This window comes from Halorussus gelatinilyticus, assembly GCF_023238445.1.
GTDB lineage: Archaea > Halobacteriota > Halobacteria > Halobacteriales > Haladaptataceae > Halorussus > Halorussus gelatinilyticus.
The window spans coordinates 3498033-3518456 of record NZ_CP096658.1 but is presented as its reverse complement, the minus strand read 5'-3'; the positions used below and the strand labels follow the sequence as shown (position 1 = coordinate 3518456).

Below are 20424 nucleotides of genomic sequence, written 5' to 3'. Positions count from 1 at the left end.
CAGTGGCAGAGCGTCTCCTTTCGGAGAAAGCCTAGGTTCGATTCCTAGTGGGTTCATGTCTCGGACGTGAACGCGAACCGTGTCCCTTAAGTGGGAGACGGGGCAACGTTCAGGTCCGAAGCTAACCGATGCACTACACCGTGAAAGCGCGTGTAGGAAGGGTTCGACGCACGCTCCTATACCACCTATAGGACGTGACGATGACGACCGTATGTACGTGCAATCCAGGCGTCCACTGGATCCGATTGCGATGCAGTCAACTCCGGGTCACAGTGCGACCAACAACGATTACCAACAGCGTGGCTACTGTGCCAGCTGGTGGATGGCTCGGCTCGAGCGCCGACGACGGACGTGCCAAGCTGCGATAAGCCCGAGGAAGCCGCACGGAGGCGAAGAACTCGGGATCTCCGAATGGGAATCCCCATAGCAATTGCCTTGCGCAATAGGGAACGTCGAGAATTGAAACATCTTAGTATCGACAGGAAAAGAAATCGCAAGAGATGTCGTAAGTAACTGCGAGTGAAACCGACACAGTCCAAACCGAAGCCCTCACGGGCAATGTGGTGTCCGGACTGACACTCAGCACCCGACCACTCAAATGAAGTCTTCTGGAACGGAGCGCGATACAGGGTGAAAGCCCCGTAATTTGAGTCACTACGGTGTGCGTCAGCTCCAGAGTAACAGGGATTGGAAATTCCTTGTGAATATCGCGGGCATCGACCGCGAAGACTAAACACGACTCGAGACCGATAGCGAACAAGTAGCGTGAGCGAACACTGAAAAGCACCCCACAACGGGAGGTGCAATAGAGCCTGAAATCAGTTGGCGATCGAGCGATGAGGCTCGAAAGGCCCTGCAACAAACGACACGAGTGCAAACTCGCAGTAGGACTTGCAGGGAGCCGGTGTCTCATCGTACGTTTTGAAAAACGAACCAAGGAGTGTGTCTGATTGACGAGTCTAACCCGATCATCGGGGAAGGCACAGGGAAACCAACATGGCCGCAGCACTATGTGCGAGGGCCGCCGTCTTCAAGGGCGGGGAGTCAACCGGACACGACCCGAAACCAGATGATCTACGCGTGGGCAAGGTGAAGCGTGCCGAAAGGCACGTGGAGGCCTGTTAGGGATGGTGTCCTACAATACCCTCCCGTGACCTACGTGTAGGGGTGAAAGGCCCATCGAATCTGGCAACAGCTGGTTCCAACCGAAACATGTCGAAGCATGACCTCTGCCGAGGTAGTTCGTGAGGTAGAGCGACCGATTAGGGGAACCAACTCCGAGAGGAGTTGGTCCCCTTGTCAAACTCCAAACTTACGAACGCCGTCGACGCAGGGAATCCGGTGTGCGGGGTAAGCCTGTGCACCAGGAGGGGAACAACCCAGAGTCGGGTTAAGGTCCCAAAGTGTAGACTAAGTGCAATCTGAAGGTGGTCTCAAGCCCTAAACAGCCGGGAGGTGAGCTTAGAAGCAGCTACCCTCTAAGAAAAGCGTAACAGCTTACCGGCCGAGGTTTGAGGCGCCCAAAATGATCGGGGCTCAAGTCTACCACCGAGACCTGACCATGCGGATAACACCGCAATTGAGTAGGTTGGCATTCCGTTTGGATGGAAGCTCGGGCGAGAGCTCGCGTGGACCGAACGGGAACGAAAATCTTGGTCATAGTAGCAGCGTTAGTCGGGTTAGAACCCCGACGGCCTTACGAGTAAGGGTTCCTCGGCAATGCTGATCAGCCGAGGGTTAGCCGGTCCTAAGTCTCACCGCAACTCGAATGAGACAACAGGGAAACAGGTTAATACTCCTGTGCCATCATGCAGTGAAACCGACGCCTTGGGAACCATCGAGCCGGGCTTTCGCCCGGTCGAATCCAGGAACTTCGTGGAAGCCGTAACGGCACGAAGCGAACGAAGCTGGAGATAGCGCAAGTCGGTGTTACCTAGGGCCCGTGAAAAGGGAGCATGATGTCCGTACCGAGATCCGACACAGGTACTCTGGCGGTGAAAGCCAAGGTCTGTCGGGAGCAACCGACGTTAGGGAATTCGGCAAGTTAGTCCCGTAAGTTCGCGATAAGGGATGCCTGCTCCGGATAGGAGCAGGTCGCAGTGACTCGGACGCTCCGACTGTCTAGTAACAACATAGGTGACCGCAAATCCGCAAGGACTCGTACGGTCACTGAATCCTGCCCAGTGCAGGTATCTGAACACCCGGTACAACGGGGCGAAGGACCTGTTAACGGCGGGGGTAACTATGACCCTCTTAAGGTAGCGTAGTACCTTGCCGCTTCAGTAGCGGCTTGCATGAATGGATCAACGAGAGCGTCACTGTCCCAACGTTGGGCCCGGTGAACTGTACGTTCCAGTGCGGAGTCTGGAGACCCCCAAGGGGAAGCGAAGACCCTATAGAGCTTTACTGCAGGCTGTCGCTGGGACACGGTCGCTGATGTGCAGCATAGGTAGGAGCCATTACACAGGTACCCGCGCTAGCGGGCCACCGAGGCAGCATTGAAATACTACCCGTCAGTGACTGTGACCCTCACTCCGGGAGGAAGACACCGGTAGCCGGGCAGTTTGACTGGGGCGGTACACGCTCGAAAAGATATCGAGCGTGCCCCAAGATTTCCTCATCCGCGTCAGAAACGCGGAACAGAGCGCAAGAGCAAAAGGAAGTCTGACAGTGTCCTCCACAACGAGGGACGCTGACGCGAAAGCGTGGTCTAGCGAACCTATCAGCCTGCTTGATGCGGGCGATAGATGACAGAAAAGCTACCTTAGGGATAACAGAGTCGTCACTCGCAAGAGCACATATCGACCGAGTGGCTTGCTACCTCGATGTCGGTTCCCTCCATCCTGCCCGTGCAGAAGCGGGCAAGGGTGAGGTTGTTCGCCTATTAAAGGAGGTCGTGAGCTGGGTTTAGACCGTCGTGAGACAGGTCGGCTGCTATCTATTGGGGGTGTTACGGTATCTGACGGGAACAATCGTATAGTACGAGAGGAACTACGATTGGATGCCACTGGTGTACCGGTCGTCCGAAAGGGCGCGTGCCGGGCAGCCACGCATCACGGGGTAAGAGCTGAACGCATCTAAGCTCGAAACCCACCTGAAAAAGAGATACCACCGAGACCACTCGTAGAAGACGAGTTCAATAGGCTCGGGATGTACGCGCCGAGGCAACGAGGCGTTCAGTCCGCGAGTACTAACAGGTCGAGCCACACACTCATCACATTGCCGCACTGCACCCGAAAGTGATTGCATCACACTCGGGTCCAGGCGTAAACTGGATTGCACACACTACATACGGTCAATCGTCGAACCACCGACACTGGCGTAAGAATCGCGGTTCGATTCCGCGAGTCGGCGTTAAGGCGGCCATAGCGGCGGGGCGACACCCGTACCCATCCCGAACACGGAAGTTAAGCCCGCCTGCGTTGTGGGGAGTACTGGAGTGCGCGAGCCTCTGGGAAATCCACTTCGCCGCCTCCCACTCATACACAAACCCCCGGCTGCAGCATCATGCTGCAGCCGGGGGTTTCTCTATTTCGAACGCACACTCGACGATTCCCGACGAGCCACAGCACCCCGGCGACACACCCGGCTCCCAGCCACTATCGGTGCGGACTCGTCCGGACGGAAACGAGTCGTTACCGGAACGACTTCGAGAACTCGTCTCGATACCGCGCCGCGAGCGTCGCGGCCAGTCGCCGCTCGACCGCCGTGAATCCGAGGAGACCGAGCGCAGTGGCGTAGGCCGTCACCCCGAGCGCGGTCCCGACGACGAGCGCTCCGACGCCCGAGAGTACGGACCGGACCCCGAGTGCGACGACCGCCAACGGCACGCCCGCGACCAGCGGCTTCGCGTGGAGGCGCGTGAACGGTTGCAGTCCTTCGAGGTAGTACAGCACCACCACCTCGAGTCCGTTGTTGACCGTGAGCATCAAGAGATAACTCCCGACCAGCCCCGGCAGTCCGAACGTCGTCGTCAGCGGAATCGCCGTGACGGCCAGAAACGCGGTGATGACGACGTTGACGACCAGTAGTGCCCGCTGGTGGTCGGTCATCGTCAGCAGGATGCCGACGCTGCCCGCGGCGCACGCCGCGTACTGCGCGACGACGAACCCCGGCAACAGCGGCGCGTACTCGACGAACGTCGGGCCGAACAGCGCCATCACGGTCTCGCGGTAGACGACGACCGGAATCGCCAGCCCCGTCACGCCGATCAGTACCAACCGACTCGTGACGTGGTAGAGTCGCCGGAGCGCGTCCCGGTGGCCCTCCTCGTGGAGCGCCGCCGCGACCGGCGGGATGAACTGGTTGATGCCTATTAGCGGCAACCGGACCAGCGTGCCGACGAGGACGCCGACCGCGAACACACCGCCCGCGACGCTCGACAGGAACACCGCGATGAGCGGATAGAACCCGAGGCGTTGAGTCGTCGTTGCGATGCCGCCGACGAACAGCGGGAGGGTGAACGAGAGGTACGTCCGGCGGAGACGCTGCGCGTCTCCGCCTCGGAGCCGTGGCCGAAATCCGCGTTCGCGGACCAGCCACGCGGCCGCTCCGACGCCGGTCAGTCCCATGACGGCCAGCACGCCGGCGGCGGCGAGCGCGAGGTCGTGGAAGACGAAGGTAGCGATCGCGCCGACCCCGAGCTGGGCCGTCGGGAAGCAGACCCGGAGCGTGAGGTTGAGCGGCCCGACGGCTTCGAGACCGCGCAGAATCTCGGTGACGGTGAACAGCCAGACGCCCGCGGGTACCCCGACCGCGAAGATGCGCAGGTAGCGTTCGAACTGCGCGCCTTCGTCGGCGATCTGCGTCACCAGCGGCGCGGCCGCGAACAGTGCGGCGCCGAAGACGGTGGCCGCGCCGACGAGCAACAGTCCCGCGAATGTCGCGAGCGAGTCACGCTCGGCGTCCGACTCCGCGTTCGGCAGGAATCTGCTCAGTCCCCGCCGGAAGCCGAGCGCGACTCGTAGCAAGTACCGCTGGAGTCGCCGGGCGAGCGCGAACGCGCCGTACGCACCCGCCGAGAAGCCGTTCGTCAGGACCGCGGTGAACGCCAGCGTCAGGCCGCGCTGGACGAGGATACTTGGCACCGAGACGGTCGCGCCGTGGGCGACCCGCTCCAGCGCGTCTTCGAGACGGGCCTCCACGGGGTCGCCGACCGGTTCACCGGCCGGCGAGGAATCGCTCGCCGACGAACGCTCGCCCCCGGCGGTCGAGTCGCCCGCCTCGGTCGATTCGGAGGTCACGGTCGGACTTGCGCCAAGCGCCGAATAAGTCCGCCGGTCCTACTGCTCGGCGTCCCGAATCGCGCGCCAGACGCGCTCGTCGGTCAGCGGCATGTCCACGTGCCGGACGCCGAGCGGTTCGAGCGCGTCGGCGACCGCGTTCACGAGCGCGGGCGGTGCCCCGATGGTTCCGGCCTCGCCGACGCCCTTCACCCCGAGGTCGTTGCGCGGCGAGGGCGAGACGGTCGCGCGGGTCTCCATCTCGGGAATCTGTCCGGCCCGCGGGACGGCGTAGCTCCGCATCGAGTCGGTCAACAGCGACCCGTCCTCGTCGTAGGCGGTCTGCTCGTAGCGGGCCTGTCCGATTCCCTGCGCGACCCCGCCGTGAATCTGGCCCTCCACGATGGTCGGGTTGATCTGCTCGCCGCAGTCGTCGGCCGCGACGTAGCGCAGTATCTCGATTTCGCCGGTCTCGGGGTCCACCGCGACGACCGCGACGTGGGTCCCGTGGGGGTAGGTCGTCCCCTCGGGTTCGTAGAACGTCGTCGCCTCCAGCCCCGGGGAGAGGTGGTCGGGGAGTCCCGGCCCGTAGGCCGCCTCCGCGACCTCGGCGACCTCACACGTCCGTTCGGGCGCTCCCTCGACCCGGAAGGTCCCGTCGTCGAGCGCCAGTGCGTCCGGGTCAGCGTCGAGCAGGTGGGCCGCGACCCGCCGGGCCTTCCCGCGAACATCGCGGGCGCTCTCGGCGACGGCGTTTCCGCCCGTGATCGTACTCCTGCTGGCGAACGTACCGGTCCCCTGCGGAATCCGTTCGGTGTCGCCCTCGCCGACCGCGACGTCCTCGTAAGGGACGCCGAGTTCGTCAGCGACGATTTGGGCGTAGGTCGTCTCGTGACCCTGCCCGTGGGAGTGGGTCCCCGCGTAGACGCGGACGTTCCCGTCGGGTTCGACGCGGACGACGCCGCTCTCGAAGGAGAAGCCGCTCGACTCCACGAGACAGGCCACGCCGACGCCGACGTAGCGGCCCTCGTCGTCGCGCTCCGTGGCCGTGCGCTCAGCGTAGTCCACCGCGTCGAGCGCCTCGTCCATCGTCGCCTCGTAGTCGCCGCTGTCGTACGAAGCCCCGACCGCGGTCTCGTGGGGCAGGTCCTCGGGCGCGAGTTGATTCCGCCGCCGGAGTTCCACCGGGTCCGTGCCGAGTTCGCGCGCCGCGGCGTCCACCAGTCGCTCGGTGACGTAGATGGCTTCGGGGCGTCCGGCCCCCCGATAGGAGTGGACCGGCGCGGTGTTGGTGAACGCGACGGTGGTCTCGCAGTGAATCGCGGGTACGTCGTACTGACCCGCCAGCAGGGTGCCGTAACTCCCCGGCATCGCCGGACCGAACCCGAGTCCGTGCCCGCCCGCGTTCGCGTGGGTCTCGACGCGGAACCCGCGAATCGTCCCGTCGTCGTCTACCGCCACCTCGCCGTGCGTCCGGTGGTCCCGGCCGTGGTTGCCCGCGAGGTAGTTGCCTCGCCGGGTCGCGGTCCACTTGACCGGGCGACCGAGTTCCATCGCGGCCCACCCCGCCAGCGAGTCGCCGGGGTAGGGCGTGTTCTTGTGGCCGAACCCGCCGCCGACGCGGGGTGCGACGACCCGGACGTCGCCCTCGGCCAACCCGAGCGAGTGGGCGAACTTCCGGCGCTCGCCGTGGGGTCCCTGCGCCGTCATCTCGACGGTCAGTCGCTCGTCGCCCGCCGACCAGCGCGCGAGCGCGGCCCGCGGTTCCATCGCGGTCGGCATGAGCCGGTTGTTCTCCAAGTCGAGCGACACCACCCGGTCGGCGTCGGCGAACGCCTCGTCGGTCGCGTCGGCGTCGCCCAGTTCGCTCGTCAGCGCGACGTTGTTCGGGGCCGCCTCGAACAGGTCGGGGGCCGACTCCGCCGTCGCCGCCACGGGGTCCACGACCGCCTCGCGCTCGTCGTAGGTCACGTTCACGGTGCGGGCGGCGTCGGCGGCGGCGTAGCGGTCCTCGGCCACCACCGCGGCGACTGGTTGGCCCTGATACCGGACGCGCTCGCGGGCCAGAAGCGGATGCTCCGGCGGGTCGCAGTCGAGCGGTTCCGTCGTTAGCGGGAGCGTACCGGGCGCGTCCGACGCGGCCACGTCCGCCCACGTGAACACCGCGACCACGTCCTCGCGCGCGGCCGCCTCTGCTGTGTCCACGTCCACCACGTCGCCGTGGGCGCACTCGCTCCGGACCAGCGCGAGGTGGGCCATCCCCGGCGCGCGCAGGTCGTCGGTGAACTCGGCCTCGCCCCGGAGGAGCGCGGCGTCCTCGCGGCGCGAGATGCCCCGCCCGACCAGCGACTCGTCGGCGTCCCCGGACTCCCCATCCTCGTCGCGCGCCGACGCCGCGGCGTCGGCGCGCTCGGCCGCCTCGCCGGTCGTCTCGCTCATCGGTCCACCCCCTCGCGTTCGGCCGCGCTCGCCGCCGCGTCCGCCAGCGCGCGCTCGGCGTAGACTTCCAGCAGGTGAAGCCGGAACTCGCCGGATGCCGCCACGTCGGAGCGCGCGTCCTCGGGGTCGAGTCCCGCGCCGGCGCGCTCGGCCGCCTCCGCGAGTGCGTCCGCGTCCGGTTCGCGTCCGACGAGCGCGTCCTCGACTGCGGTCAGTCCCACGGGCGCGTCGGCGACGCCGGTGGCCGCGAGGCGCGCGTCGGTCACTGTGCCGTCCGCGAGCGAGAGCGAGGCCGCGACCCCGACCAGCGCGTACCCGGTGGCCGGATGGGTCTTCTTCGCGTACGCGCCGCCGGTGGCCTCCGCGGTTCCTCCTGCCTCCGTCGCGTCGGCCTCCGCGTCGGGAAGCCGAATCTCGGTCAGGAGTTCCCGGTCGCCGAGGTCGGTCCCGCCGTCCTCTTGGAAGAACGCCTCGGCCGACACCTCGCGCTCGCCGTCCCGACCTTCGAGGACGAGCGTCGCGTCGGCCGCGACCGCCGCGGCCGGGAGGTCGGCCGCCGGGTCGGCCTCGACGAGGTTGCCGCCGACGGTCCCGCGGTTGCGGACCTGCACGTCGCCGACCTCGGCCGCGGCCTCGGTCAGCGCTGGGGCGGCGCGTCGCACCGCCGCCGACTCGGCGAGCGTCGCGTGGGTCGTGAGCGCGCCGACTGCGGTCGAACCGTCGTCGTCCGCTCGTTCTCGCTCGCCCGTCCCGTCCTCGACGCCGCGCAGACGGTCTATCTCGCCGATGTCGATGGCGACGCCGAAACTCGCCGCGCCGGTCTTCGCGTCGGGGAGCAGGCCGTGGCCGCCCGCGAGGACGACCGGGTCGTCGTCGGCGTGCGTTTCGAGGCGGTCGAGCGCGTCTCCGACCGACGACGCCCGGTGGTAGTCGAACGCGGGCGGAATCACGACCCGTCACCTCCGGCAGGAGGGGCGGAGTCGCCGGGTTCGCCGACCGCGGAATCGGCGTCGCGCGTCTCGTCCGCGACGCGCTCGATGGCGTCTACGACGTTCTGGTACCCGGTACACCGACAGACGTTCCCCTTGAGCGCGGCCCGAATCTCGTCGCGGTCGGGGTCCGGGTTCGTCTCGAGGAGGTCGGTCGCGGTCATCGCGATGCCGGGGGTGCAGTAGCCACACTGGAGTCCGTGTTCCTCGTGGAGCGCGGTCTGAACCGGGTGGAGGTCCCCGTCCGCGAGTCCCGCGGCCGTGGTCACGTCGCTCCCGTCGGCTTGGACCGCGAGGACGGTGCAGGACTTCACGGCGTCGCCGTCGAGGTGGACGGTGCAGGCCCCGCAGGTCCCCGAATCGCACCCGACGTTGGGCGCGGTGTAGTCGAGTCGGTCCCGAAGAGCGTGGACCAACAGGGTCCGGGACTCGACGGTCAGTTCCTCGTCTGTGCCGTCAACGGTCAGGGTGATGTCGTGGGTCGTCATGACTTCGAAATCGTGGGTCGGTCCCGCCGGTCGATACGTTCCGGTGCGCCACCGACGTACTAATATCCTCGCTGAACTCCGTTCCTGTAGGAGAAATTACCGGAACCGGAGCGAGCGGTCTGTCATCCACGCTATAATCACGGCAGCTCGCTGGCAAATTTTACATATTAACCTCTGTTTAGATTATCGTCTATCCTGTGGTACGGTATGTCACGCCATGAACTTCGACAGACGCACGCTAATGAAATCGGTCGGTAGCGCGGTCGGTGCGGCGACCGTCCTCGGCGGCGTCGGCACCGCCGCGGCCTCGGGGTCGTACACCAACGAGTACTACAGCGGCTTCGACTACTGGAAGTACGTCCCGGACGGCGTCGGGGCGGGCGACCCCCTCGTGGTGATGCTCCACGGCTGTTCCCAGACGGCCGATCAGTTCCGCGAGGAGACTCGGATGAACGCGGTCGCCGACCGCGAGGGGTTCGCGGTCGTCTACCCCGACCAGTACAACGCCCGGAACGGCGCGCTGTGCTGGAACTGGTACTACGACGCCAACACCACGCGGGGCGACGGCGAGGCCGCGGTCATCGCCGGGATGACTCAGGAGACCGTCGAGGCGGAGGGCCTCGACCCCGAGCGCGTCTACGTCGCCGGTCTCTCGGCGGGCGCGGCGATGGTCCCCAACCTGCTCGCGGAGTACGCCGACGTGTTCGCGGCGGGCGGCATCCACTCCGGACTGGAGTACGACGCGGCCGAGACCTCTTACGGCGGCACGACCGCGATGTCCTACGGCGGTCCCGACCCGAAGCGTCAGGGCACGCAGGCGTACGAGGCGATGGAATCCTACGGCATCACCAGCGAAATTCCGACCATCGTCTTCCACGGCACCGACGACGGGACGGTCGCCCCCGTCAACGGCCATCAGGCCGCCGAACAGGCGACCCAGACCAACGACCTCGCGGCCGACGACGCGGACGACGGCGGCATCGACTACGACGCCGACGCGGTGCGCGACGGCACCGCCGACGCCTACAGCTACACCGCCTACGAGTACCACGACGCGAGCGGTGACTCCGTGGTCGAGAAGTGGATGGTCGATGGCATGGGCCACGCGTGGTCCGGCGGCGCTTCGGGCGGCGAGTACACCGCGCCGGGCGGCCCCGACGCGAGCCAACTCATGTGGAACTTCTTCGAAGGCAGAACCCGAGGTGAATGACCGTGAATCTCCAACGACGCACGCTACTGAAGTCGCTGGGCAGTTCGGTCGCCGCGGCCTCCTTCGCCGGCGTCTCGGCGGGTGCGGCCGGGAGCTACACGTCCGAGAGCTACGACGGGCGGACCTACAAGAAGTACGTCCCGACCGGGGCCGACGGTTCGACCGACGTACCGCTGGTCGTGATGCTCCACGGCTGTACCCAGAGTCCCGACTCGTTCAAGGACGAGACTCGGATGAACGAGGTCGCCGAACGGGAGACGTTCGTCGTCATCTACCCCGACCAGACTACGAGCGCGAACTACAACGAGTGCTGGCAGTGGTTCAACGACGCCAACACCACCCGCGGGAGCGGCGAGGCCGCGCTCGTCAAGGGGATGGTAGACCGGGTGAAATCGAACCACGCCATCGACGACAAGCGGGTCTACGCCGCCGGATTCTCCGCGGGCGGCGGGTTCGTCCCGAACCTCACCGTCGAGTACGCCGACGTGTTCGCGGCGGCCGGGGTCCACTCCGGGCTGATGTACGACGTCGCCGAGAGCCAGTCCGAGGGGACGACCGCGATGAGCAGTTGTAGCGGCGCGCCGACGCCCGAAGAGGAGGGCCAGCACGCCTACGACCGGATGGAGCAGTTCGGCGTCACTCGACCCGTGCCGACCGTCGTCTTCCACGGCACCAGCGACTACACGGTCTACCCCTGCAACGGCGACGAGGTGGCCGAGCGCGCGACCGTGACCAACGACCTCGCGCTCGACGGCGCGGACGACGACAACCTCGATTATACTGCCGACTCCACGACCAACGGCTCCGGGTCCAGCCTGAGCTACACCAAGTACGAGTACGCCGACGACGCCGGGACGGTCTGGGTCGAGAAGTACGAAGTCGATAGCATGGGCCACGCGTGGTCCGGCGGTGCCTCCGGTGGCTCGTACACCGCACCGGGCGGTCCCGACGCGAGCCAGCGCATCTGGGACTTCTTCTCGCGGTTCATGCTCGACGGCTCGGACGGCGGTTCGGGCGGCGACGACGGCGGAAGCGACAACGCCGCGCCGACCGCATCGGCGAACGCCAGCCCCACCGACCCCGCGGTGGGCACGACGGTCTCGTTCGACGGGTCGGGGTCGTCTGACGCGGACGGTTCCATTGCCTCGTACGAGTGGGACTTCGGCGACGGCGCGACCGCGACCGGCCGGACCGCCAGCCACAGTTACGACTCGTCGAGCGACTACACCGCGACGCTGACGGTCACGGACGACGCGGGCGCGACCGACACCGCCTCGGTGACGGTTTCGGTCGGCGGTGGGAGCTTCGAGGGCTACTGCGGCACCGACGACAACTACGCCCACGTACAGGCGGGCCGGGCGTACACCGACGGGAGCTACGCCTACGCCGAGGGGTCCGACGAGCAGATGGGTCTCTACAACACCTACGCGACCACGACGCTGAAAGAGACCTCCGCGGGCTACTTCGAAATCGTGGATAGCTGCTAGGTTCCAGCGCCTCCCCGGAAGGAAACCGTTTTTCGCCCGCGCTCCGAACCCTTCCCCATGAACGTCAGAGAGTTGGCGGACCTCGGTCCCGACGACCGCCGGGCGCTGTTCGACCGCGACGCGGGCATCGAGGGCGTCCGCGACGACGTGCGCGACATCGTCTCGCGCGTCCGAGAAGAGGGCGACGTGGCGGTCCGGGAGTTCTGCGAGGAGTTCGACGGCGTGTCGGTCGGCAACCTCGAAATCACCGACGCGGCCGAGCGCGCCTACGACGAGTTGGACGACGAGATGCGCGAGACCATCGAGACCGCCGCGGAGAACGTCCGGGAGTTCCACGAGGCCCAACTCCCCCAGGACTGGCGACGCGAGTTCTCGTCGGGCCGCGAGTTGGGGCGGCGGTTCCGCCCGCTCGAACGCGTCGGCGTCTACGTCCCCGGCGGAGCCGCGGCCTACCCCTCCAGCGCGCTGATGGGCGTGATTCCCGCGAAGGTCGCCGGCGTCGAGCAGGTCGCGGTGGCGACCCCGCCCGCCGAGGAGACGAACCCCGTGACGCTCGCGGCCGTCCACGCCGCGGGGGCAGATGCCGTGTTCAACGTCGGGGGCGCGCAGGCTGTCGCCGCGCTGGCCTACGGCACCGAGCAGATAGATAGAGTCCAGAAGATCGTCGGGCCGGGCAACAAGTGGGTGACGGCGGCGAAGGCCGAGGTGCAGGGCGACGCGGCCATCGACTTCCTCGCCGGACCCAGCGAGGTGCTGGTCGTCGCCGACGACACCGCCGACCCGCGACTGGTCGCGGCGGACCTCCTCGCGCAGGCCGAACACGACCCCGAGGCGTCCGTGGTGGCCGTGACCGACGACGAGGAGACCGCCGAGGAAATCGTCGCGGAAGTCGAGACCCAACTCCCCGAGCGCGAGCGGAGCGGGGTCGCCGGCCAAGCCCTCGACGGCGACGCGAGCGGGGTCTTTCTGGCGCGCTCGCCGAGCGAGGCCATCCTCTTCGCCGAGGAGTACGCCGCCGAACACCTCTCTATTCAGGCCGAGGACGACGAGGAGATTCTCGACCGCATCGACAGCGCCGGGTCGGCCTTCCTCGGACCCTTCACCCCCGTCGCGGCGGGCGACTACGCCAGCGGCACGAACCACGTCCTGCCCACCAACGGGCTTGCCAAGATTACCGGCGGCCTCTCGGTGGACACCTTCCTGCGGGAGACCACGGTCCAGCGACTCGACGAGGACGGACTGAGCGACCTCTCGGAGACGATTACGACGTTGGCAGAGGCCGAGGGTCTGGAAGCGCACGCCGAGAGCGTCCGGAAACGGTTCGAGGACTGAATCCGGTCAGTTCAGTTCGCTCGCTCGTCTTCCGGAGGTTCCGCCTGCCGCCCCTCGTTCTCGTCCACGTCCACGTCGCGGTCCGGACCGTCACTTCCGGTCGCCGTGTCGTCGCCGCGCTCGCCGTCTCCGTCGCCCGGCGCGTCCCGCTCCCGAACCGCGACCGTCGAGACCCGAGCGCCGTCCACCTCGTCCACGTCGAGGTAGTAGCCGTCGGTCTCGATGCGGTCGCCGACCTCCGGCGCGCGCCCGAGTCTGTCGAGTACCAGTCCGCCGAGAGTGTCGAAGTCAGCGACCTCGAAATCGGCGTTCAGGCGCTCGTTGACCTCCGAGACGGCGACGCCGCCGTCTACGGAGAAGCTCCCGTCGCTCCGGCGGTCGATGGAGGGCTCGCGGTGGTCCACGTCGAACTCGTCCCGGAGGTCGCCGACGACGACCTCCACGAGGTCTTCGACCGTCACGATGCCCTCGAACGACCCCCACTCGTCGATGACTGCGGCCATCTGTCCCTGCTGGTCCTGAAACTCCGAGAGGAGGTCGTTGATGCGACCGGTCTCCGGAACCACGGGCAGGTCGCGCGCGAGGTCCGAAGCCGTGACGGACGCGCTCGCTCCGTCGGCGGGGTCGATCGCCTCCAGTACGTCCTTCGCGTCTACGTACCCCACGACCTGGTTGCTGTCGTCGGCCTTCACGACGGGGTAGCGCGTGTGTCCCTCCTCGATTATCAGCGTTCGGAGGTCCGACAGCGGGAGGTCGGCGGGCGCGCTCACGACGTCCGGGCGCGGAACCATGACTTCTCGGACGGTGATGTCGTCGAGGTCGAACACGCGCTCTATCATCTCGACCTCCGCCTTGTCGATGTGGCCCTGCTTGCCCGAGCGCGCCAACACCATCAGCAGTTCCTCCTCTTCGAGGCTCTCTTCGGTCTCGGACACCGGCGGGACGCCGAGCAGTCGGGTGAAGGCGTTGGCCGTGCCGTTGAACACGATGATGCCCGGGACGAACAGGTAGTAGAAGAACTTCATCGGCGGCGCGGCCAACAGCGAGACTCGCTCGGCGCGCGCGATGGCGATAGTCTTGGGCGCGAGTTCGCCGAAGACGACGTGGAGGAACGTGATGAGGCCGAATCCCACGGCGAAGGAGACGAGGTGGACGAGATTCGTCGGCAGGAACGGTCCTATAACCGGTTCGAGGACCGCCGCAACGGCCGGCTCGCCGATCCAGCCGAGGCCCAGCGACGCGATGGTGATTCCGAGTTGGGTCACCGCGAGGTAGTCGTCGAGGTTGTCGATGGCCGCCTGCAACGTGGACGCGCCCGGCGCGCCCTCCTCGACGAGCGACTCGACGGTGGTCGACCGGATGCGGACGAACGCGAACTCCGTGGCCACGAAGAAGCCGTTCAGTACCACTAGAAAGAGCGCGAGCACGATTCGCGCGGCCGAGAAGACTAGGTCTACCATCTGGCCCTCCGCGGGGGTCCAGTCGTCTGCGGGGTTCCGTCCGAAACCGGCCTCGCGGCGTCGCGTCTCATCATACTCTCACGTAGCGTTCACGATGTGATAAGAATGACCCCTGCGACCCGACGCCCCCGAACTCGACGGTGAACTACGTCCGGAAGCTCTCGCCGCACCCGCACTCGCTGACGACGTTCGGGTTCTCGACGTGGAAGCCCGCGCCCTGCAAGCCGTCTTCGTAGTCCACGACGCTCCCCTCGATGTAGTTCATGCTCGCGGGGTCCACGAACACGCGGAGACCGTGATGCTCGTACACCGTGTCGTCTTCTTCCGGTTCCTCGTCGAAGCGCATCCCGTAGGAGAGGCCCGCACAGCCGCCCTGCTGAACGAACAGGCGCAGGCCAGCGACGCCAGTGTCCAACTCCTCGCTCTCGAGGAGTCCGAGGGCTTCGTCGGCGGCGTCCGGCGTCACCTCGATTTTCGGCGTGGCGTCGGCGTCGGGTGCGGTGTCGGTACTCATACCTCACAGTTGCGCGTCCGGGGTGTTAATGTTGACGCCGCCGGCCGAACGCGTTCGGGAGAAAAGCCGAACCGCCTCGTTGCGGCCGTCTCGCTACTCCTCCAACTCGAAGGCGACCGTGACCTCGGCCTGATACTGGCGGTCCGGCGCGTTGGCGACCTCGACGCCCAACTCGTCTACCTCGATCCACTTCACGTTCTGGAGCGTTTCCTCGGCGCGGTCGATGGCGTCGTCCGCTGCGGCGTCGAAACTCTCCTCGCTCGTGCCGATGAGCGTGATCTTCTTGAAGACCATAGCTTCTCCGGATACGACAGCGAGACGCAAAAAGGTACGCGGCCGCTCGCCCGCGCACCGGACGCGAGCGTCCGGTGCGTTCGCCCGATGTGTCCCGTGCGTTCGCCCGATTCGTCCGCCCGGCGCTCCCGCGAACTACTCTCCGATTCGGCGGCGGTCGAGGCGGTCGGTGAGCGCGCCCACCACGTCCGAGAGGTAGGCGGTGCCCCAGATCGCGACGAGGATGCCGCCGACAATGTCGAACAGCAGGTCCTTCATCGTGTCTTCGAGACCGAACTGGGTGAGAATCTTTGCGCTCCCCAGAATCGAGGCCAGTCCGCCGACGCCGAACTCGATGACCTCCCAGACGACGCCGAACGCGACGACGAACAGCAGGATGAAGACGAACATGAACCGCGGCGGGAGGTAGATGTCTTCGGTGTGTTCGTCGAGCGCGCGCGTGGTCGCGTAACCGATGGCCGCCACGAGCGACGACGAGAGCGCGTGGGTCATGTGGTCCCACCACCAGAGCGTCGGGTCGCGGTACGGCCCGAGCGTGCCGAGCGCGTGGAGGAAGACCGCGGCCGTAATCCAGAGGGTCAGCCCCGCGTCCATCGGGATGTCGTAGTCGCGTTCGAGTATCGCGGGGAGGAACGTGATGGCGAACGCGATACCCGAATTGACGACGACACCGACGTTCCGCCGGTAGAGACCCGCCAGCAGAACGACGACGAGGGCGACCTCCATCGCGCGGGTCGCCTGTCGCTGTCTGCGTTCGGAGATGCGGAGTCGGTCGCGGACTCTCATAGCTTCTCACCGTGTTCGTCCGGCAGTCGTGCCCCGATGCGCGCGACCCGCCGGAAGTACCACTCGAAGACGACGCCGGCAATCCCGCCGATGACGGTCGCGGCCACGAAGTCCCACATCAGTCGGTGTTCGCTGTGGAGGAACGCGGTGCCCAGATAGAGGTCCGAGAGCCACTGGACGACCGCCCAGATGCCCGCGGTGGCTATCGTGGCGACGACGACGAACAGCACCGCGAACCAGTAGGTCATCCGGACCGGCGTGAAGACGTGCAACTCGACGGCGACGACGAGCGCCAGCGCCGCGACCGAGAGGTACGTCGCCACCCGCGAGGTCTCGGGGAGCGTCGCCATCGCCCGTCCGAGGACGGGGAGCGCCGAGAGCGCCAGCACCTCCCACGGGAGCATGACCGTCCAGTCGCGGTCGGCGACCGCGGGGACCAGCGCCACCGCCGCGACGAAGGCGGCGAACCCGGCCCACAGCAGGTCGCCGTCCGTGACCTCCTCGGCCGCGACCAGCGCGAGGAAGGCGACGAGCGCCCAACCGAGCATCGCGTTCACGCGCTCGTCCTCCACGACTCGGTCGAGCGTGCCGGTACTGCCTGCCATAGCGAGTCGTAGAGAGCGACCCGATATGAAAGCAAGGGGTGTCGGGTCGGTCGTCGAGTGTTCGGTTGCCGAACGCGCTGGATTCGATTCTCGATTCGGCGCGCACTGGATTCGATTCTCGACCCGGCGCGTGCTGGCGCGACCCGCCAGTGGTCGCGCCAACCGCGCGAGGGATGAGCATCGCAGCGAAGCGAGAAGCGCAATCGGTTGGGGAGGACGTGGTCGTCGTGGTGCAGTGCGGTCGCGGTGGCTCCTGTGCTCAAGCCTGAAACTAGCCGCTCGTTCGGATTTCCACCGTTCGGACTCTCCCGTTCAGAAACGCCGTCACAACTCACCTACCCCGAAAGCCATCGAAACAAATTCTCAGAAAACGAAATCTCAGAAGAGCGGCACCGAGACGTAGACCAGCGTGTAGGTCAGCGCCGCGATGGAGACCGCCGACAGCCCCGTCAGCACCCACGTCACGGCCTCGTGCCACTCCGCGGACAGCACCGACCGGGAAGGCAGGAGGGTCGGCGCGACCCCGACCGCGCCGACGGCCAGAATCGAGAACACGAAGTGATACGACACGTCGAGCGTCGGCGCTGGCATCGCCACCGCCGCGATGGCGTAGGCGGCCCCGAACGCCGCGCGGGTGTCCACGTGTTCGAGGACGCGCCGGTCGGTCGCGCGCAGGTAGACGTACCCCGCGAGCCAGATGGTCGCCAACTCGACGCCGAAGACGGCCAGCAGGTTGAGCGTCGGGTCCGCGAGCAGGGTGACGCGCTCGGTCACCAGTCGCAGGTCCAGCGGGTAGAGGAACCGCGGCGGGGCTCCGGTGAACAGGTCGCCGAACGGATGGGTGAGCAGGCCCAGCAACGCCGCGGCGAGCAGTTCCCGCGGGCCGAAGTCGGTCCACCGGACCGCGAGCGAGGCGACGACGAGGCCCGCGAGCAGGAACGCGACCATCACGGCTCCGCCGAGCAGTCCGCTCTCGGCGACCGAGACGGCGACCAGCCCCGCGACGAGCGCGACCGCGAGGAGGCGGTGGAACGCGCCCGCGGCGAAACGACGGTCCGAAGCCGACCCGTCGCCGGCGTCGCGCCCCGCGACGGCCGCCGCGAACGCCGCCGCGGCGACGACGCCGACGACGAGCGAGTGGGTCACGGCGCGGTGGACGAGGTGGGAACTCCGCCAGAACGCCTCGGTCATGGTCCAGACGCCCGCCAGTCCCACCTGCGCGAGACCGAAGACGGCGTAGAGCATGTCCACGTCCGGCATCGCCGCGAACGCGCCCGCAACCACCCCGAAGGCGAGGGCGCGCTCGCTGGGCCACCGCCGCATCGTAAGGGCGGTCGCTACGGCGAACGCGATCATCGCGTGCCCGACCATCATGGGTACGTCCGTTGGCGCTCGGACGATATAAGCGTCTCCCTGCCTGCGAAACGTTCGCAGATAGCGTGACATCCGGGTTTTTGTGGGAGTGACTACCGAACCGCCGTAGAGACGGTGTGGAAAGCCCCCGCGCGGTCGCAGCCGCTCAGTGACATATCGGCAAGGGTATCGAGCGAAGCGAAGATGCCCTTGCCGATAGAGGCCACTGAGACGACCACGGGCCTGCGGCCCGCCGGAAGACAAACCGCGTCTTCCGAGGTCACACTCGCTTGGTTCGCGGTTGCACCGCTCACCAATCGCGGCGCGATGCGCCGCGCACCGCTCGCGTGACCGCGACCGCGCGGCCCCTTTCAGTCCACCCAAACCGTGGTCTGTTCTCTGAAGCGTTCGCCCGTGGTTCGTGTCGCCGAGCGCCTCCGCCACCGTCGAGAGACATATCTGTAGATACGGAAAGAAAAGATAAATATCACTAAAGGACGTCTACGTACGGCTCTCGTGCGTGAAAGTGACGTAATCGGTCGGGCGGAAATCTCCGCCCGCCGCGTCAGAAAGACGGCTCGGGACGCCGCGCAAGCGGTTGCGACCGCGGCTCGGCCGCCCTCAGTCGGGCAGTAGCGTCGTGCCCGTACGGGGTCCGACCAACCTCCCCCGTTTGGTTGACCCTCGTACGGGCTTCGGTCGTGGCCGTCCGTCGGTCGCTCCCGCGGTCCCCCGCGGGTCCGGTCGTGCCGTTTCGTAAATCTCGCCCGTCGAACGCGCCCCCGTCGCGTCCGTCTGGGCGTCCTCACGTATGCCAGTCAGCGGAATAAACCGGCACGACCGTTCTATCCGTTTAGAATCGAAACGCCGTGTTTCACCGGGTCTCAGTCGCTCGGATTCGCGCAACGCGACGTTACGCGCCGCGGGACCGACCGAAACGGCGCGATAATCGGACTTCCGGGGTGAAACCGTTTAAGTCATCGCGGAGCAATAACACGCCACATGGTGGAGAAACCCGACGTTGGCGAGTTGACACCGCCGGACAGGACGCTGATGGGTCCCGGACCGAGCGAGGTTCACCCGCGGGTGCTGCGCGCGATGAGTACGCCGCTGGTCGGTCACCTCGACCCCTCGTTCATCGACATCATGAACGAGGTGCAGGACCTCCTGCGATACACCTTCCGGACGGACAACCAGTGGACGATTCCGGTCTCGGGCACCGGGTCGGCCGCGATGGAGGCCGCCATCGGCAACGTGGTGGAACCCGGCGATACGATGCTGGTGCCGACGAACGGCTACTTCGGCGGTCGGATGGCGGAGATGGCGACCCGCGCCGGCGGCGAGGTCGTCCGCGTGGACGCGCCGTGGGGCGAACCGCTCGCTGCCGCCGATGTCGCCGACGCGATGGACGAACACCAACCCGACGTGTTCGGCTTCGTCCACGCCGAGACCAGCACGGGCGTCCTCCAACCCGACGTGGCCGAACTGACGAGCGTCGCCCATGACCACGACGCGCTCGTCATCGCCGACACCGTCACCTCGCTCGGCGGGGTCGAGTTGAAGGTTGACGACTGGGACATCGACGTGGCCTACTCCGGCCCGCAGAAGTGCCTCTCGTGTCCGCCCGGCGCGGCCCCGCTCACGCTCAACGACCGCGCGATGGACAAGGTGCTGTCGCGCGAGGAGGACGCCCGGTCGTGGTACCTCGACCTCTCGCTGCTCGAAGGCTACTGGGGCGACGAACGGGCCTACCACCACACCGCGCCCATCACGAACGTCTACGCGCTCCGCGAGGCGCTCCGCCTCGTCGCCGAGGAGGGCATCGAGGACCGCTGGGAGCGCCACCGCGAGAACGCCGACGCGCTCAAGGCGGGCGTCGAGGCGATGGGGCTGGAGATGAACGCGCCCGACGACTACTGGCTCCCGAGCCTCAACGCGGTTCGCGTGCCCGACGGCGTGACGGACACCGACGTGACCGGCTACCTGCTGGACCAGTACGACCTCGAAATCGCCACCGGACTCGGCGACTTGGAGGGCGACATCTTCCGCATCGGTTGCATGGGCTACTCCTCGCGCGCCGAGACGGTCTCGTACCTGATGGCCGCGCTCGGCGACGCGCTCGACACGCAGGGCGCGGACGTGGACGTGGAGGCCGGACTCGCGGCGACCGCCCAGCGACTCGGCGAGCGATAGGTCGGACCCGGCGAGCGGTAGGCCGGACCTGTCGGTCGAATCGCTCGCTCCG

The 20424-nt window shown here is 66.9% G+C and carries 14 protein-coding genes and 2 rRNA genes; 6 read left to right on the top strand and 10 right to left on the bottom strand.

The genetic code is table 11. The features are described from left to right. Window positions 1–294 precede the first annotated feature (294 nt). Window positions 295–3212 (top strand): 23S ribosomal RNA (locus M0R88_RS17915). Between the two features lie 143 nt (window positions 3213–3355). Further along, window positions 3356–3477: ribosomal RNA gene (gene rrf, locus M0R88_RS17910) — 5S ribosomal RNA — on the top strand. Between the two features lie 158 nt (window positions 3478–3635). Here rrf and M0R88_RS17905 read toward each other — a convergent pair. The 4 genes from M0R88_RS17905 to M0R88_RS17890 are packed head-to-tail and all read right to left on the bottom strand — an operon-like array spanning window position 3636 to window position 9138. Further along, entirely contained in the window at window positions 3636–5243 is a 1608-nt protein-coding gene (locus M0R88_RS17905; protein WP_248654780.1) for a lipopolysaccharide biosynthesis protein, read from the bottom strand. Between the two features lie 39 nt (window positions 5244–5282). Next, window positions 5283–7661 (bottom strand): xanthine dehydrogenase family protein molybdopterin-binding subunit, encoded by a 2379-nt coding sequence (locus M0R88_RS17900; protein WP_248654779.1) that lies wholly within the window; start codon window positions 7659–7661, stop codon window positions 5283–5285. Next, a complete protein-coding gene (locus M0R88_RS17895) occupies window positions 7658–8611 on the bottom strand; it encodes an FAD binding domain-containing protein (RefSeq protein ID WP_248654778.1) in 954 nt (317 codons plus the stop codon). Before M0R88_RS17895 ends, M0R88_RS17900 begins: the two co-directional genes overlap by 4 nt. Next, window positions 8608–9138, bottom strand: coding sequence for a (2Fe-2S)-binding protein (locus M0R88_RS17890; RefSeq protein ID WP_248654777.1), 531 nt, complete (start codon window positions 9136–9138; stop codon window positions 8608–8610). The genes M0R88_RS17895 and M0R88_RS17890 overlap by 4 nt, the downstream gene beginning before the upstream one ends. Before the next feature lie 217 nt (window positions 9139–9355). Between M0R88_RS17890 and M0R88_RS17885 the strand changes: the two genes are divergently transcribed. The 3 genes from M0R88_RS17885 to hisD are packed head-to-tail and all read left to right on the top strand — an operon-like array spanning window position 9356 to window position 13167. Then, entirely contained in the window at window positions 9356–10348 is a 993-nt protein-coding gene (locus M0R88_RS17885; RefSeq protein ID WP_248654776.1) for an extracellular catalytic domain type 1 short-chain-length polyhydroxyalkanoate depolymerase, read from the top strand. Next, complete coding sequence (locus tag M0R88_RS18795) at window positions 10345–11835, top strand: extracellular catalytic domain type 1 short-chain-length polyhydroxyalkanoate depolymerase (RefSeq protein WP_368409364.1); 1491 nt, start codon at window positions 10345–10347, stop codon at window positions 11833–11835. Before M0R88_RS17885 ends, M0R88_RS18795 begins: the two co-directional genes overlap by 4 nt. Window positions 11836–11892: 57 nt before the next feature. Further along, a complete protein-coding gene (hisD, locus tag M0R88_RS17870; protein ID WP_248654775.1) occupies window positions 11893–13167 on the top strand; it encodes a histidinol dehydrogenase in 1275 nt (424 codons plus the stop codon). A gap of 11 nt (window positions 13168–13178) precedes the next feature. Here the strand turns inward: hisD and M0R88_RS17865 are convergent, their stop codons facing one another. The 6 genes from M0R88_RS17865 to M0R88_RS17840 all read right to left on the bottom strand — a co-directional run bounded on the left by M0R88_RS17865 (window position 13179) and on the right by M0R88_RS17840 (window position 18200). Continuing rightward, window positions 13179–14627 carry a hemolysin family protein gene (locus M0R88_RS17865; protein ID WP_248654774.1) on the bottom strand — a complete coding sequence of 483 codons (1449 nt, stop codon included), beginning with the start codon at window positions 14625–14627 and terminating at the stop codon, window positions 13179–13181. 145 nt (window positions 14628–14772) lie between these two features. Further along, window positions 14773–15141, bottom strand: coding sequence for a HesB/IscA family protein (locus tag M0R88_RS17860; RefSeq protein ID WP_248654773.1), 369 nt, complete (start codon window positions 15139–15141; stop codon window positions 14773–14775). Window positions 15142–15234: 93 nt separating this feature from the next. Next, window positions 15235–15435, bottom strand: a complete 201-nt coding sequence (locus tag M0R88_RS17855) for a dodecin (protein ID WP_248654772.1) — start codon at window positions 15433–15435, stop codon at window positions 15235–15237. A 135-nt stretch (window positions 15436–15570) separates the two neighbouring features. Continuing rightward, window positions 15571–16221 carry a DUF2238 domain-containing protein gene (locus M0R88_RS17850; RefSeq protein WP_248654771.1) on the bottom strand — a complete coding sequence of 217 codons (651 nt, stop codon included), beginning with the start codon at window positions 16219–16221 and terminating at the stop codon, window positions 15571–15573. Next, window positions 16218–16826 (bottom strand): hypothetical protein, encoded by a 609-nt coding sequence (locus tag M0R88_RS17845; protein ID WP_248654770.1) that lies wholly within the window; start codon window positions 16824–16826, stop codon window positions 16218–16220. The genes M0R88_RS17850 and M0R88_RS17845 overlap by 4 nt, the downstream gene beginning before the upstream one ends. A gap of 378 nt (window positions 16827–17204) precedes the next feature. Continuing rightward, a complete protein-coding gene (locus tag M0R88_RS17840) occupies window positions 17205–18200 on the bottom strand; it encodes a metal-dependent hydrolase (RefSeq protein ID WP_248654769.1) in 996 nt (331 codons plus the stop codon). Window positions 18201–19181: 981 nt separating this feature from the next. On the opposite strand from M0R88_RS17840, the gene M0R88_RS17835 reads away from it, so the two are divergent. Further along, window positions 19182–20372 (top strand): pyridoxal-phosphate-dependent aminotransferase family protein, encoded by a 1191-nt coding sequence (locus tag M0R88_RS17835; protein WP_248654768.1) that lies wholly within the window; start codon window positions 19182–19184, stop codon window positions 20370–20372. Window positions 20373–20424: the final 52 nt, after the last annotated feature.

Coding starts and splice junctions, on each gene's coding strand:
- M0R88_RS17900 (WP_248654779.1), bottom strand. CDS start 7,661: ATGAGCGAGACGACCGGCGAGGCGGCCGAGCGCGCCGACGCCGCGGCG.
- M0R88_RS17890 (WP_248654777.1), bottom strand. CDS start 9,138: ATGACGACCCACGACATCACCCTGACCGTTGACGGCACAGACGAGGAA.
- M0R88_RS17885 (WP_248654776.1), top strand. CDS start 9,356: ATGAACTTCGACAGACGCACGCTAATGAAATCGGTCGGTAGCGCGGTC.
- M0R88_RS18795 (WP_368409364.1), top strand. CDS start 10,345: ATGACCGTGAATCTCCAACGACGCACGCTACTGAAGTCGCTGGGCAGT.
- hisD (WP_248654775.1), top strand. CDS start 11,893: ATGAACGTCAGAGAGTTGGCGGACCTCGGTCCCGACGACCGCCGGGCG.
- M0R88_RS17865 (WP_248654774.1), bottom strand. CDS start 14,627: ATGGTAGACCTAGTCTTCTCGGCCGCGCGAATCGTGCTCGCGCTCTTT.
- M0R88_RS17860 (WP_248654773.1), bottom strand. CDS start 15,141: ATGAGTACCGACACCGCACCCGACGCCGACGCCACGCCGAAAATCGAG.
- M0R88_RS17855 (WP_248654772.1), bottom strand. CDS start 15,435: ATGGTCTTCAAGAAGATCACGCTCATCGGCACGAGCGAGGAGAGTTTC.
- M0R88_RS17850 (WP_248654771.1), bottom strand. CDS start 16,221: ATGAGAGTCCGCGACCGACTCCGCATCTCCGAACGCAGACAGCGACAG.
- M0R88_RS17845 (WP_248654770.1), bottom strand. CDS start 16,826: ATGGCAGGCAGTACCGGCACGCTCGACCGAGTCGTGGAGGACGAGCGC.
- M0R88_RS17840 (WP_248654769.1), bottom strand. CDS start 18,200: ATGATGGTCGGGCACGCGATGATCGCGTTCGCCGTAGCGACCGCCCTT.
- M0R88_RS17835 (WP_248654768.1), top strand. CDS start 19,182: ATGGTGGAGAAACCCGACGTTGGCGAGTTGACACCGCCGGACAGGACG.